At 60.2% G+C, this 13,552-nt stretch carries 10 protein-coding genes and 1 pseudogene; 7 read left to right on the top strand and 4 right to left on the bottom strand.

Annotated features, from left to right (window positions below; genetic code table 11):
• Positions 1–273 precede the first annotated feature (273 nt).
• Positions 274–1,718 (top strand): annotated as a pseudogene (locus P0D96_RS41445) (IS1182 family transposase).
• Between the two features lie 519 nt (positions 1,719–2,237).
• Here the strand turns inward: P0D96_RS41445 and P0D96_RS41440 are convergent.
• Positions 2,238–3,101 (bottom strand): class I SAM-dependent methyltransferase, encoded by an 864-nt coding sequence (locus P0D96_RS41440; RefSeq protein WP_408319656.1) that lies wholly within the window; start codon positions 3,099–3,101, stop codon positions 2,238–2,240.
• Positions 3,102–3,135: 34 nt separating this feature from the next.
• Entirely contained in the window at positions 3,136–3,783 is a 648-nt protein-coding gene (locus tag P0D96_RS41435) for a TetR/AcrR family transcriptional regulator (protein ID WP_097389207.1), read from the bottom strand.
• Positions 3,784–4,062: 279 nt separating this feature from the next.
• On the opposite strand from P0D96_RS41435, the gene P0D96_RS41430 reads away from it, so the two are divergent.
• Both P0D96_RS41430 and P0D96_RS41425 read left to right on the top strand, forming a co-directional pair.
• Positions 4,063–4,956 carry an NAD(P)/FAD-dependent oxidoreductase gene (locus P0D96_RS41430; RefSeq protein ID WP_408319660.1) on the top strand — a complete coding sequence of 298 codons (894 nt, stop codon included), beginning with the start codon at positions 4,063–4,065 and terminating at the stop codon, positions 4,954–4,956.
• A 124-nt stretch (positions 4,957–5,080) separates the two neighbouring features.
• Positions 5,081–5,236: a hypothetical protein gene (locus P0D96_RS41425; RefSeq protein WP_408319654.1), complete on the top strand. Its 156-nt coding sequence runs from the start codon at positions 5,081–5,083 to the stop codon at positions 5,234–5,236.
• Positions 5,237–5,749: 513 nt separating this feature from the next.
• Here P0D96_RS41425 and P0D96_RS41420 read toward each other — a convergent pair.
• Both P0D96_RS41420 and P0D96_RS41415 read right to left on the bottom strand, forming a co-directional pair.
• A complete protein-coding gene (locus P0D96_RS41420; RefSeq protein WP_408182354.1) occupies positions 5,750–6,058 on the bottom strand; it encodes a DUF4148 domain-containing protein in 309 nt (102 codons plus the stop codon).
• Between the two features lie 564 nt (positions 6,059–6,622).
• Positions 6,623–7,501 carry an IclR family transcriptional regulator domain-containing protein gene (locus P0D96_RS41415; RefSeq protein ID WP_408319652.1) on the bottom strand — a complete coding sequence of 293 codons (879 nt, stop codon included), beginning with the start codon at positions 7,499–7,501 and terminating at the stop codon, positions 6,623–6,625.
• Positions 7,502–8,021: 520 nt separating this feature from the next.
• Between P0D96_RS41415 and P0D96_RS41410 the strand changes: the two genes are divergently transcribed.
• From P0D96_RS41410 to P0D96_RS41395, 4 genes are read left to right on the top strand one after another with little or no spacing between them, the layout of a single operon-like run.
• Complete coding sequence (locus P0D96_RS41410) at positions 8,022–10,007, top strand: bifunctional 5-dehydro-2-deoxygluconokinase/5-dehydro-2-deoxyphosphogluconate aldolase (RefSeq protein ID WP_408319649.1); 1,986 nt, start codon at positions 8,022–8,024, stop codon at positions 10,005–10,007.
• Entirely contained in the window at positions 10,004–11,917 is a 1,914-nt protein-coding gene (iolD, locus tag P0D96_RS41405) for a 3D-(3,5/4)-trihydroxycyclohexane-1,2-dione acylhydrolase (decyclizing) (RefSeq protein WP_408182349.1), read from the top strand. Before P0D96_RS41410 ends, iolD begins: the two co-directional genes overlap by 4 nt.
• Complete coding sequence (iolB, locus tag P0D96_RS41400) at positions 11,914–12,753, top strand: 5-deoxy-glucuronate isomerase (RefSeq protein WP_408182347.1); 840 nt, start codon at positions 11,914–11,916, stop codon at positions 12,751–12,753. The genes iolD and iolB overlap by 4 nt, the downstream gene beginning before the upstream one ends.
• Positions 12,750–13,535: a TIM barrel protein gene (locus P0D96_RS41395; protein ID WP_408182345.1), complete on the top strand. Its 786-nt coding sequence runs from the start codon at positions 12,750–12,752 to the stop codon at positions 13,533–13,535. Before iolB ends, P0D96_RS41395 begins: the two co-directional genes overlap by 4 nt.
• Positions 13,536–13,552 lie beyond the last annotated feature (17 nt).

The raw sequence follows: 13,552 nt of genomic DNA, 5'->3' as shown, positions 1-13,552 counted from the left end.
TCTAGTTGCATGTTTGTGATCGAAATGGATCTCCAAGGTGAATCTTTACGGGAGACGAATTTCAAAGTGCCATACAAGGTGCGGTCGACTGATACGACGTGTCGGCAAGAAAAGCGCACTCACGCCACCCTTGCAGGCATACATCGAGGAGCCATTGGAGGAGCCATCTGGATAGGCGCTATCGTTGCGCGATCGGCCGCAGGCGACCCAGCTTGTGTGAAAACGCACGCTGATCGCCTAAACTGAAGTAACGCATTCAGATCGGGCGGCCACATGAAGCGATTCGTTGAAGGCGAAGACCGTACGCAGGCTGTCCTGCTGCCCGAGTATCTCGAAGACTATGTCTCCGATGACAATCCGGTGCGCGTAGTCGACGTCTTTGTCGATGAGCTTGATCTCCATGATCTCGGCTTCGACGGAACCGCGCCCGCAGCAACGGGGCGGCCCTCGTATCATCCATCTGTACTGCTTAAGATTTATATCTACGGCTATCTGAATCGCATTCAGTCCAGTCGGCGTCTGGAGCGTGAGACTCAACGCAATATTGAGCTTATGTGGCTAACGGGCCGCCTTTCGCCGGACTTCAAGACCATCGCCGACTTCCGCCGTAACAACGGCAAAGCGATTCGCAATGTCTGCAGCCAGTTTATCGTGCTATGCCGTAACCTGGACCTCTTCTCAAAGTCGATAGTGGCCATCGACGGCAGCAAGTTCAAAGCTGTCAACAATCGTGATCGCAACCTTACGAGCGCGAAGGTCAAGGCGCGCCTGCAGCAGATCGATGAGAGCATCGCCCGATATCTTTCCGCGATGGAGACTGCGGACCGGACTCAATCCGATGTTGCCGAGGCGAAGACGAGTCGGATCAGCGACAAGATCAGCAAGCTCAGGCAGCAGATGCAGGACCTCAAGGCGATGGAGCAGCGATTGCGCGAGTCGCCAGATGGACAGGTTTCCCTGACCGATCCAGACGCGCGCTCAATGGCTACCAGCGGTCGGGGAACAGGAATGGTTGGCTACAACGTTCAGACGGCCGTTGATGACACGCATCATCTGATCGTGGCGCACGAGGTCACCAATGTCGGCAACGATCGCAGCCAGCTAACGAACGTGGGCGGGCAGGCACGGGCGGCTACCGGTATCAAGGATCTGACCGTTGTTGCCGACCGGGGTTACTTCAAGAGTGAGGAAATCCTGCAATGCGATGAGGCGGGCATTACGGCCTTCGTTCCTAAACCACTGACCTCGGGCAAGAACGCAGATGGCCACTTCGGCAAGCAGGACTTCGTCTACATTGCCGAGGATGATGAGTACCGTTGCCCAGCCCAACAGCGGCTCACCTTGCGTTTTACAACTATCGAGCATGGTATGACGCTGCATTGCTACTCGACCTCGGCCTGTTCTACCTGTGCAATCAGAAAGAAAGCAATGCACATCCAGCAAAGAGGCTCGACGGATAAAGCGCTGGGAGCATGAGGTCGTGGTCGAAGCAATGCAGCAGCGGCTCGATCAGAAACCGGAGATGATGCGCATACGCCGCCAGACTGTGGAGCACCCGTTTGGTACGCTGAAGTTCTGGATGGGCGCAACGCACTTCCTGATGAAGACGCGCGAACATGTCAGCACTCGAGATGAGTCTGCATGTGCTCGCATACAATCTCAGGCGCGTCATGGCGATCTTGGGCATTAGGCCGATGATGCAAAAGTTGCGGGCCTAAGCAGAGGCTTGCGTCGAGCCGGCTGCACCGGCGGCGCACAGGAGCGCTTGGGCCGCTCTTGCTGTTCTGCACGGCTCAGATATCCCGACAACCACAAGACGGCCTAAACGAGCCGTCAACGTTCGTAATCGGTCGAGTGAAATCATCACGCCGTCCCCACAGAGTTTTTACACAACCTGGACCCATCTGAGACGCTCGTTGCACCGCACCGCGAACGGCAGGCACCCGGGGCGCAAGGGCCGTTCGCTATGACCGATTTATACTCCGGTCAATCAAAGCCGAGGATATCTATGTCAAGAGCTATCCTTGATCAGCCTTGTCGCCTGCGCGCGGTCCAATGCCGCCTTTGCGGAAACCATCAAGCTCGCATACCACTTCAATGAAGAAGTAAGTTTCCCGTCCGGGAGCAGGTCATGCCATCAAAGCCTCTAGCTCACTAATGGCGGCTTCCAAGCCAGAAACGACATCAATCTGAAACCGCGCTGCACCGAGCGGGGGCGTTTCCCCTGTTAATCCCTGTCAGCTTGCCGGATTGCGTGCCATGACGATCCACGCCGCGCCGTCGATCATCACCGACCGCTCGCCGGGGAGGCCCGCGAAGGCGGCACGAACCGCGGCGGAGGCGCGGGCCCGGATGTCGTCGGGCTGATAAGCGAGAGCGCGCGACAGCGGGCCGACCTCGAGTGTCATCTCTACCGCGTCGTCGATCGCCGCATCCCGCGTCCCCCCCGCGCCGAATGGGATGGAAGCATCGAATGGCGCGATAGCGATATCGGTGAAGCCGGCCGCCGTCAGGATGCGTGCCACGCGCCCCCGGTCGCCGAACGAGAATGGGCCGGGCGCTTCGGGATCGGGCGGCGCCGTCGGCGGGACGATGCCCTTGATCGCGCCCATCGGCAAGCGCACCCAATCGTTCTCGGCCATGCCGCGCCAGCAGACGAAAGCGACCCGCGCGCCCGGCTTGAGCGCACGCCGCATATGAGCGAACGCCGCCGTAGGATCGTCAAAGAACATCACTCCGAAGCGCGAAAACAGGATGTCGAACGCGCCCTCGGGCAACTCGGTGCTGCTGGCGTCGGCCACCTGGAACAGGACCGGCGTATCCTGCGGCGCTAGCGCGCGCGCTCTGCCGATCAGCGGTTCGGATATGTCCACGCCTAGCACATGGCCGCCCGCCCCGACGCGGGCGGCCAGATCCAGACTAGACGCCCCCGCGCCGCAGCCGATGTCCAGCACGCGTTCGCCCGTGGCGGGCGCGGCGGCTTCGATCGCGGCCTGGCCGAACACCGCCATCATGGCATCGAGCCGGGCCTGGTAAGCGACCCAGCGCTCCCCGCTTTGGCCATTCCAGTCGGCTACCTGATAAACATTTTTCTCTGCCATGCCATCTCCTTGTTCTGATCCGTTCTTAACCAGGCTATCCGTCCGCGTGGTCGTTGCCACCGTGCGCGGCGATGAACATGGCGACGGCCGACCGGCAATAGGATTCGATTTCGTTGTCGTCCTCTGCTCTCGCCTCATCGAAGCGTGCGATAAGCAGGAGATCGGATCCTTTTAAAAGCGCGGCAAACAAGCGGGCGGACCGGAGAGGATCGGGCACGTTCAGAACCGCCTTCGCGTGCAACTGACGCAACAGGGCCTCGACTTGGGCGATGACATGGGCGGGGCAGGCTTCGTAATAGAGCTTGCTTAACGACTTTTGATTCGTCTTGTCGGCCATGATCATGGCTTCGACACTGCGGACGTCCGGGCTCAACAGCGTGCGAAGCAGGGATGATCCCACCGCCATGAGCTGATCTTCGGCCGAACCGTCGACGCCTTCAAGAAGGGCCTGTGGTGCAAACTGATGACAGCGGGCCGCGATGGCCGCGCTGAACAGCGCCTCCTTGTTCTCGAAGTGCCGATAGATGCTGAGCTTGGATATCTTCGCTCGCTGGGCGACCTTGTCCAAGGTCGTCGCTTGAAAACCCAATTCCACAAAGAGTTCGCACGCGGCGTCGACTATCGTTTGGCCAAGCGCCTCGTTGGCGGGCCGGCCGCGCCGGGCCTGGCTATTTTCGGTCACGACAATTCCAGTCCTTGACAGTATCCTAATTCTTCCATTACGATACCATAAAGTATCTAAAAGGTGCAAGCCAATGCGTAGGTGTCCTCCAAATCAAGTTTCACCGGGCCGCCCGGCGATATCGAATGCGACATTGTCCGGCCGGTCAACACAGTGATGGGCGACTTTCTCGTCGATGCCGAAGCCCTGGTCGCTGCCCGTGTCGAGCGCGTATCGCTGGACGATATTTCGCGCCAGGCCCAGCCCACCCCCTCCATCCACAACACGGAGCCCATCACCATGAATGACGTCATCATTATCGGCGGCAGCTTTGCCGGCCTCGCCGCCGCCCTGCAGCTCGGCCGTGCCCGCCGCAAGGTCACCGTTCTCGATACCGGCCTGCCGCGCAATCGCTTCGCCGGCCACTCGCATGGCCTGCTCGGCCACGATCACAAGCCGCCGCTGGACATCCTGGCCGAGGCGCGGCAGCAGCTGGCGCGTTATCCCACGATCAGGCTGGTCAGTGCCCGGGCCGACAGCGTCTCCGGCGCCATCGACGATTTCTCCGTTCTCACTGGCGATGGCGAAAGCCTTGGGGCGCGCCGTCTGATCCTGAGCTATGGCGTCGCCGATCAGATGCCTGATGTTCCAGGCTTTGCCGAAGGCTGGGGCACGTCCATCGTGCCCTGCCCCTATTGCGACGGCTTCGAAGTCGCCGGCCAGCATTGGGGCCTCGTCTGGTCCGGCCCGCAGTCGCACAATTATGTCAGGCTGTACCACGATTGGACCGACACGTTGACGGTCTTCGCAGATGGTCACGAAATTCCACCGGATATCCGGGCCGATCTGGCGCACCGCAATATACCTGTCGTCGATGGCCGGATCACCGAAATCGCCCATCACGGGGGCCATAATGCCACCGTCAAGCTCGATACCGGCCCCAATGTCTCGGCCGACATCCTGTTCGCGCATCCGCGCAACAAGCCATCCGCAAGCCTGCATGAATCATTGGGCCTCGCCACGGTCGATACGCCCCTCGGCATCGCCCTCAAGGTCGACGAGCGCCGCGAAACCAGCATGCCCGGCATTTACGCCGCCGGCGACCTCGCCAACCCCCTCATGGCCTCGGTCACCACGGCATCATCGCACGGCGCGATGGCGGGCATCTTCGCCCAGCAGTCGATGCTGGTTTGAGAGCACAGATTCAGAGCAAATTTATCTTTTTCCTGGTCGACGGATAAAGGAGGGAAGCAAGCGTGTTCTGCGACGAGTCGACGGAGCTGTGTGGTGGCGTTGGGATTTGGCCCCCGCGAGCAGCATGAGCGCCGCCAGTGAGTTTTCACGGAAGTGGATCACGGTACTTGACGCGAAAGCCGGCTTTCTCGTCGCCATCAATGGCGCGTTGCTTGCCTTCGTGTGGACGGGCGCAAAGTTGCCCGACGGCATGCTGCATTGGGTGAAGGCGTTCGTCTAATGTCTCGTCGGGCCTCGCGCTGATATCGCTTTTGCTAGCAGTTTCGGTTGTATTCCCCCGGATCAAGCTTGAAACGAAGCCTTCAGTCGAGCCGGTCACGTTGACTTCTTCGGGGCGATGTTCGCAATGATCGGCGACGCGACAAATTAAACACTGTGGCGAGCGTCCGCTAAGCAAATTGGACAGGACATTTAAATGCCCGCTCGGCAGCGCGCGCGAACGGCCGGAGATGGCCGAACCCGGTCCGATTCGGACCTCGAACAATCGCTGATCGCAGCAGGGATGCGAAAGGCGAAGCGAACTTTCGCGAGACTGGACTTGATGAGACCGTCTCAACTCGGCGACATTGACAGTGCGGACCAGTGGACAATCAAAACTGTGCCGCATCGGATGGACTCGTTGAGCGCGGACCATTGGATGATTTCCGCCGCACGCGCCAAGGGATCACGGCCGCGATGCGACGTGCAGTTAGTACGCGCTGAGCCTGGAGTGGTTCGCATTCACCTTGGCTTCTCAGCTGGGTTGAGGCTGCTGGCACTCCGTTTGGAACCAGTAGTTGACCAGCCGCTGTGCCGCTTGTAGGTCATCCGGGTAATATGGGTCATACCACGGTGACGGGTCGTAACCCGCCTTCCTCAGGGCAGCCAGTTCGCTACGGTGTTGCGCCATCGTAGGGGGCGCGTTGGTCCTGAGCGCCGCCAGGTCGCGGCACTCTGTTGGGCTGAGGTGCGGCCCGGCATACGGCCTGCCGCCGACGGCACAGCCGGCGAGCAAAAGCACGAGAGCGGGAAGTATTGACCGTGTTTCAGGCGCCCTTCTCATAGTACGTGTCCTTCCTTACGATGGCGGCAGCCCGCCCGGTGGCATGCCGCCGCGCCCGGCGTCTCGTCGTTAAGTCATGTCGTCCTTCGAGTGACGACGCCGTCGTGCTGCTGGCTGATACCTAGGAGCGTGACATGGCCGAACAGCACAAACCCGGCGAGAAGGATCAGACGTCTGGGACCCTTCTGTTGATCTGACTTGCGACACGCAAGCATTGTTCCTGCCCCGCTATTAGCAGCGTAGATCAGCGAAGCGCGCCGCGAATGCTCACGCGAGGTCCGCACCCGTGCCTCTGCGTCGCTCCCCGGAAGTCTCTCTTCGACCATGAGCCGTCGCTCGAACTCGCGAGATTGCAACGACGGCTTTCAAGTTACAACCGCCACTGGCGAAGACAAATTGCGAACATGCCAACTGACATTAGGTTGTTGCGCCGAGCGCGCCCTCCCCGATTTTCGCAACATCCCATCTACCCACCACGCACCATCCTTTTTGAAATCTAAAGTTTTCAATCCCAAAAGCTCGAACGCGGTGGCATCGGGAATTCGGCGAATATCTGCCGGTCGCCTAGAGGATCAAAGAGTTACCAAGCACCCTTGCGGCTTGGTGCAATGGTTCGAAATATCGCTCAGAAGCCTCTTGTTCGGTAATCAGATTCCCGTGAATGATGATGTTCAGCCCCGCGACATAATTGCCCGCGCTGTCGCGGACCGGGACAGCGATCGAGCACAGATGAGGTTCAATTTGCTCTCTCGTGAACGCATAGCCATCCGCGCGGGCCTTCTGAAGCAGCACGCGCAATTCATCGAGGTTGGTGACCGTATGTTTGCTATACGCTTGAAACCGGGTGGTTTTCAGGTAGCTTTCCAGTTCGCATTCCGGCAGCTGAGCAAGTAGAGTCCGGCCGATCGAAGCGCAGAAGGCTGGCAGGCGTCGACCAACGTTTAGCGCCGGCGAAAGTACGCGGGAAGAGACCGAGCGCGCGAGATAGACAATCTCGTCGTTATCGAGCACGGCTAGCGCGCATCCGTGTTCCAGCGTCTCACCTAGTCGGTCGAGGATTGGCTGAGCAAGTACCGCGACCGGTGAGGTCGATAGGTAAGCATGTCCGAGCGTCAAAATCCGAGGGCGCAAATAAAAATGCTTGGAGTCGTCCATTGCGGCGAAGCCGAGCTTGGTCAAGGTGTACAAACTGCGGCGAGCTGCCGCCCGCGGAATTCCAGTGAGGTAGCTCACTTGGGCGATTGAAATCCGCTTGCGCTTCTCCGACAACGTGAGAATCACCGCTAGCCCGCGCGCCAGCGCAGTCACGAAATCCGGGTCATCACTAAATCGCTCAATCGCGCCCGCCAGGTGTGAGTGAGGATCGAGCAGCCCCGCGCCCAGCGGCGATGGAGCGGCATTCTCGTTGTCTTCGGCAAGGTCTGAATCGGTCAATGACTTCATATAGCTTGGTCCCAAACAGTACGTGCGCATTCGGCGCTCGCGTACGAGACAGATGCTCTCGTCTTACGAAACCGTCTGCCGCCCCTGCTAGATGGTGACACGAAAGTGGGCGTATGTCGCACACTTTGTCGATAAGCGCCCACTTTTGCTCGCAGGAAGCGGTTAGCATTCAATCAAACAGCGGGCGGAACTTCCAAACTAAAACAGTCGCCCCAGCAGTAAAGAAAAGCAACCATGACCGAGCGGCGTTGACGTCGCCCAGAAATCAATACGATAGGAGACGGCAGTGCAACAACTAGACCATTCCCGGCACCGAGGTATGTGTCAAAGCTCCACATGCGCTTATGCGGCCGTGCTGCAGCGTCCCTGACATTTTTCGGCATCGACACATCGTAGCGACGGACGTCCTTTAATAAGGCTTTCCTGCTTTCTTCGAGATCGCTTTTTTCAAAGGAGAAAGCACGCCCTCGTCCAGCAACTACAAGTCACTATCCGAATCTATTAATTTGTGTAATTTAGGATGACTAAAAACATTTATAGTCGCTTCGGTCAAGGACGGCCAATCGACATCGTGTGTCTCGGCCGTCTCGCTGTCGACCTCTATGCGCAGCAAGTCGGCGCGCGCCTGGAAGACGTGTCGAGCTTCGCCAAATACCTTGGCGGCTCGTCGGCAAATATCGCTTTCGGCTGCGCGAGGCTCGGGCTCGCTTCATCTATGCTCGCTCGTGTCGGCAACGATCATATGGGACGATTCCTGACCGAGACGTTGGCCAACGAAGGGTGTGACGTCAGTCACGTGCGCGTCGACGACGACCGGTTAACCGCGCTAGTTCTTCTGGGGCTGAAAGACAGGGACACGTTTCCGCTCGTTTTCTATCGGGACAACTGCGCCGACATGGCAATTGACGAGTCCGACTTCGATGAATCTTTCATTGCATCGTCGAAGGCCCTTCTCATCACCGGCACTCACTTTTCGACGGACCAGGTGAATCGGGCGAGTCGCCGCGCGCTCGACTACGCGCGCCGCAATCAGGTCCGCACGGTGCTCGATATCGACTATCGGCCGGTATTGTGGGGATTGACCGCGAAGGCAGACGGCGAGACCCGGTTCGTGGCGAACGACAGCGTGTCGACGCATATCCAGAGCATCCTTCCCTTGTTCGATCTCGTCATCGGAACCGAGGAAGAATTCCGGATCGCCGGCGGAAAGCACGATCTGACTGAAGCGCTCGCCGCCGTGCGAGCCGTGACCGAGGCGACGCTCGTCGTCAAGCGCGGACCGCTGGGCTGTCAGATCGTACACGGAGACGTACCGGCGTCGATCGATGATGCGCCGATCCATGGCGGCGTCCAGGTCGAAGTCCTCAACGTGCTCGGCGCCGGCGACGCATTCGCGTCCGGGTTCCTGTCAGGCTGGTTGCGTGACGAACCCCTCGAAGCCTGCGCGCGCAAAGCCAACGCGTGCGGCGCGCTCGTCGTGGCGCGTCACGGATGCGCGCCGGCCATGCCGACTCCCGCGGAACTCGATTACTTCCTCGAAACGGCAGAGCTTACGCCTGCCCGAATGGCGAGGCCGGACCTGGACGCGAAGCTTGCACGTCTGCACCGCGTGACGCCGGCGCGCACTGAATGGAGCGAGGTGCTCGGATTCGCCTTCGACCATCGTCCGCAGTTCCTCGAAATGGCACGGCAATCCGGAGCAGACGAGGCGAGGATCGCCGTGCTAAAGCAACTCTTCGTCGAAGCCGCGTCGCAGACCGAGAAACATCTCGCCCTGGGAGGCAGGATCGGCGTGCTGATCGATGGCCGCTATGGTCAGGATGCGTTGAATGCCGCAACCGGGCGCGGATGGTGGATCGGACGTCCCGTCGAATTGCCCGGTTCGCTTCCGCTCGAATTCGATCAGGGAAGATCCGTTGGGACGACGCTGATCGATTGGCCGCGAGAACACATTGCGAAATGTCTCGTGCAATACCATCCGGATCACCCCGCCGAGCTCAGACTCGAGCAGGAGGCACAAATCCAGGGGCTATACGAAGCGGTCAAGAATAGCGGCAACGAACTGCTGCTTGAAATCGTCGTTCCGAAGAGCGGTCCCGCAATCCAGGATGACACTGTTTATCGGGCGCTCGCCCGCCTGTACAACATCGGAATCTTTCCCGAGTGGTGGAAGCTCGAATCGATGAGCGCCGCTCAGTGGCGCGCGATCGACAGGCTCATTGCCGAACGTGATCCGCATTGCCGGGGTGTCGTGCTGTTGGGGTTGTCCGCGCCCATCGACAAGGTGTGCGACGGCTTCAAGGCCGCGGCGGCTTCGACGACTTGCCGGGGTTTCACGGTCGGCCGCACGATTTTCAATGAACCGAGCCGCGCGTGGTTCGCCGGAGAAATCGACGATGACGAATTGATCGCGAGAGTACGCACAACCTTTGAGACGTTGATTGGCGCATGGCGCGCCGCGCGTGCCGATGCGGCAAGGCAGGCTTCTCAGGAGTGCGCGGCATGAATCAGCGTGAACGCCAGCCCGAAGCCATGACGCAGGAGCCTGCACGGGGCACCATTCGTCTCACGGCAGCGCAGGCGCTCGTGCGCTATCTCGTCGCGTTGCGCACCGATGCCAACGATACGCTGTTTGGCGGCGTCTTCGCGATCTTCGGGCACGGCAACGTCGCCGGCATCGGTGAAGCGCTCTATCGGCACCGTGACGTGCTTCCGACTTACCGGGCCCACAACGAGCAGGCGATGGCGCACAGCGCGATCGCCTATGCCAAGGCACACATGCGCCGGCGCATGATGGCCGTTACCACGTCGATCGGCCCAGGCGCCACAAATCTGGTTACCGCCGCGGCTCTCGCGCACGTCAACCGGCTCCCGGTGCTGCTTCTCCCGGGCGATATCTTCGTCTCGAGAGCACCCGACCCGGTCCTGCAACAGGTCGAGGATTTCCATGACGGCGGCCTTTCGGCTAACGACACGCTCAAGCCAGTGTCGCGCTACTTCGACCGCATCGTTCATCCGGCGCAACTGTTGAGCGCGCTGCCGCGTGCGATCCGCGTCCTCACGGATGCTGCGATGTGCGGCCCCGTGACTCTGGCGCTGCCACAGGACGTTCAGGCAATGGCCTACGACTACCCGACGTCGTTCTTCGAGCCTCGTGTCGTCGAGTTTCATGCGCCCGCCGCTGTGGCTCACGAAATCGAGCGCGCGGCACAATCGCTGCGTGCCGCAAAGCGCCCCTTGATCGTGTCCGGCGGCGGCGTACTGTATAGCGGAGCCGCCGATGCACTGCGTCGTTTCGCCGAACGGCATGGCGTCCCTGTAGCCGAAACGCAGGCGGGGAAAGGCGCCCTTGCATGGGATCACCCTCTCTTGCTCGGCGGCGTCGGCGTGACGGGCGCGTTGTCGGCGAACGAAGCCGCTGCCGAAGCCGATTGCATCCTTGCCGTGGGCACCCGGCTGCAGGATTTCACGACAGGGTCGAATGCCCTGTTCTCCCGGGCACGCCTCATCAGCATCAACGCGAACGCATTCGACGCGATTAAGGGAAACGGTGTCGAAGTTCAAGCCGATGCCCGCATGGCCCTTGAAACGCTCGGCGCGGCGTTGGCTGAATGGCGCGCTCCGTTGCAGTGGACGACAGATGCGCAGCGGCGCGCTCAAGGCTGGCGCGATACCGTCGCGCGCGTGACGAATACCATGCCGGACGAGCGCTTGCCCAACGAAGCCGAAGTCATCGGCGCCGTGCAACGCTCCAGTGCGCGGTCTGTACACGACGACATCGTGGTCTGCGCCGCGGGAACGCTGCCGGCGGACCTGGAGAAATTCTGGCGTACGAGCACGCCCGGCGGCTACCACATGGAGTACGGCTATTCATGCATGGGTTACGAGATCGCTGGCGGCCTCGGCGCGAAGCTCGCCCGCCCGGGGCGTGAAGTGATCGTAATGGTCGGCGATGGCAGCTATCTGATGATGAACAGCGAACTCGCCACCTCGGTGATGCTCGGCGCGAAGCTGATTGTTGTCCTGCTCGACAACCGCGGCTTCGCGTGCATCAACCGGTTACAGCAGGCGTGCGGGGGCGCGCCCTTCAACAACTTGATCGACGACTGTTGGCAAGGGCCACACGGCGCCCCGCACATCGACTTTGCCATGCATTCGCGATCGATGGGCGCCCTCGCCGAGCGCGTTTCCAATCTGAACGAACTCGAAGCGGCGATGCAGCGCGCACGTTCCGCCGATCGAAGCTACCTCATCAGCATCGACACCGACCCCGGCCGCCCGTCGAACGAAGGCGGCTGCTGGTGGGAAGTCGCGGTCCCCGAGGTTTCCGAACGCGATGCGGTACGCAGTGCACGAGCTACCTACGAGGCCGCACTTGCATTGCGGGCGAAGGTCGAGAAAGGAGAACAACGATGAGTCTGTTGGTGAAAGCGTCCGTCGAAGGGCAAACCATTAGCCGCGTGACGCCGGAGTCGGCTAGTTGGAAGCATGTCGGATTCGCCGCCTATCGTATCGAGCGAGGCAACCTTGTGACGATCGACGAGCCGCAGCGCGAAGTGTGCATCGTGGTGCTGTCGGGAACGGTGACTATCGAGGCGGGCGACGAGCGCTGGGAATCCATTGGTACGCGCCAAAGCGTTTTCGATGATGAAGCTCCCTATGCGCTCTATCTTCCTCCAGGGATCACCGCACGCGTGCGCGCCGAGGGCGCGGCCGAAATCGGCGTTGCCAGCGCGCCTGCAGCCGGTCTTTATCCGCCGCGTCTGATCACGCCGGGGCAAATGAAACGCTCGACGCGCGGCACCGGTGCGAACACGCGCTATGTATGCGACATCCTTCCGCAAACGGAAGTCGCCGAAGGACTTCTGGTGGTCGAAGTCATCACACCGAGCGGACATTCGTCGAGCTACCCGCCGCATAAGCATGACCATGACAACGTGCCCGTAGAAAGCTCGCTCGAGGAGACTTACTACCATCGACTGAATCCACCTCAGGGCTTTGCGTTTCAGCGTGTCTATACCGACAAGCGCGATCTCGACGAAACCATGGCTGTTGAAAATCATGACGTCGTGATGGTGCCACGCGGTTATCACCCGGTGGTCGTTCCTTATGGCTACGACAGCTACTACCTCAACGTCATGGCAGGCGACAAACGCTCCTGGCACTTCAAAAACGACCCGGAACACGACTGGATCGCCGTGCGGGACAACGCTCGGATCGACGCGGTCGGATCGAACAAGGAAGCATCATGAGCAGGCTAAAGCTTGCGGTCAACGCAGAGATGACGTTTCCGGCTTTACCGTTTTACGAACGAGTCGGGCGTTTGCATCAACTCGGCTTTCGCGTAGGTCTCTGGAGTCTGGACGGCTACGACGTCGAGCGCCTCGCAAGCATAGGAGCGACCTACTCCATGATCGATGGCTTCGGCCGTGGAAATCTGGCATTTCCCGATGCCGCCGACGCGATGATCGCATCCATCACCGAGCAGATTCCGCTTGCCAAGGCAATTGGACGACCTCTTCTGAATCTGCATGGCGGCAAGCTGACCAAGGATGGTCCTGCGATGAATCCGATCTCGCATGTGACCGGCGCGATGTGGATGAACGCGCGAAGCACGCTGTGCCGGATCGCCGAGTTAGGCGAACAGCACGACGTCGATTTCACGATCGAAAACCTGAATCCGCTGGATCATCCGGGAGTGCCGTTTCACAGTGCGCTGGACATTCTTGCCCTCGTCAAGGCAGTCGACAGCCCTCGCATTCGGATCAACCTCGATCTCTTTCATGCGCAGAAGGACGGCGGAAATTTGATCAATCTACTCGAGAAGTGTCGAGGCTTCGTCGGAGAAGTCCAGATCGCCGATGTTCCCATGCGCGATGTTCCGGGCCGGGGAGAAATTCATTATGCGAATGTCGTCGAAGCGATGGTAAGGCTCGGATACGACTGCAGCGTTGGCCTCGAAGCTTTCGCACCCGGTGACTGCGAGGCCGAACTGGCGAGATTCAGATCGATCTTTTCGGCATATCACGACTGACTCGCCACACAAAACCA

It is taken from the genome of Paraburkholderia sp. RL17-347-BIC-D (assembly GCF_046027915.1).
Lineage (GTDB): Bacteria > Pseudomonadota > Gammaproteobacteria > Burkholderiales > Burkholderiaceae > Paraburkholderia.
Note: the sequence above shows the minus strand (reverse complement) of the source record. Positions and strands in the feature narration are given on the sequence as shown.

Bases quoted from the DNA above. Each gene is read 5' to 3' on its own strand.
- P0D96_RS41440 (WP_408319656.1), bottom strand. From the start codon at position 3,101: ATGGCAGAGAAAAATGTTTATCAGGTAGCCGACTGGAATGGCCAAAGC.
- P0D96_RS41430 (WP_408319660.1), top strand. From the start codon at position 4,063: ATGAATGACGTCATCATTATCGGCGGCAGCTTTGCCGGCCTCGCCGCC.
- P0D96_RS41425 (WP_408319654.1), top strand. From the start codon at position 5,081: ATGAGCGCCGCCAGTGAGTTTTCACGGAAGTGGATCACGGTACTTGAC.
- P0D96_RS41420 (WP_408182354.1), bottom strand. From the start codon at position 6,058: ATGAGAAGGGCGCCTGAAACACGGTCAATACTTCCCGCTCTCGTGCTT.
- P0D96_RS41415 (WP_408319652.1), bottom strand. From the start codon at position 7,501: ATGAAGTCATTGACCGATTCAGACCTTGCCGAAGACAACGAGAATGCC.
- P0D96_RS41410 (WP_408319649.1), top strand. From the start codon at position 8,022: ATGACTAAAAACATTTATAGTCGCTTCGGTCAAGGACGGCCAATCGAC.
- iolD (WP_408182349.1), top strand. From the start codon at position 10,004: ATGAATCAGCGTGAACGCCAGCCCGAAGCCATGACGCAGGAGCCTGCA.
- iolB (WP_408182347.1), top strand. From the start codon at position 11,914: ATGAGTCTGTTGGTGAAAGCGTCCGTCGAAGGGCAAACCATTAGCCGC.
- P0D96_RS41395 (WP_408182345.1), top strand. From the start codon at position 12,750: ATGAGCAGGCTAAAGCTTGCGGTCAACGCAGAGATGACGTTTCCGGCT.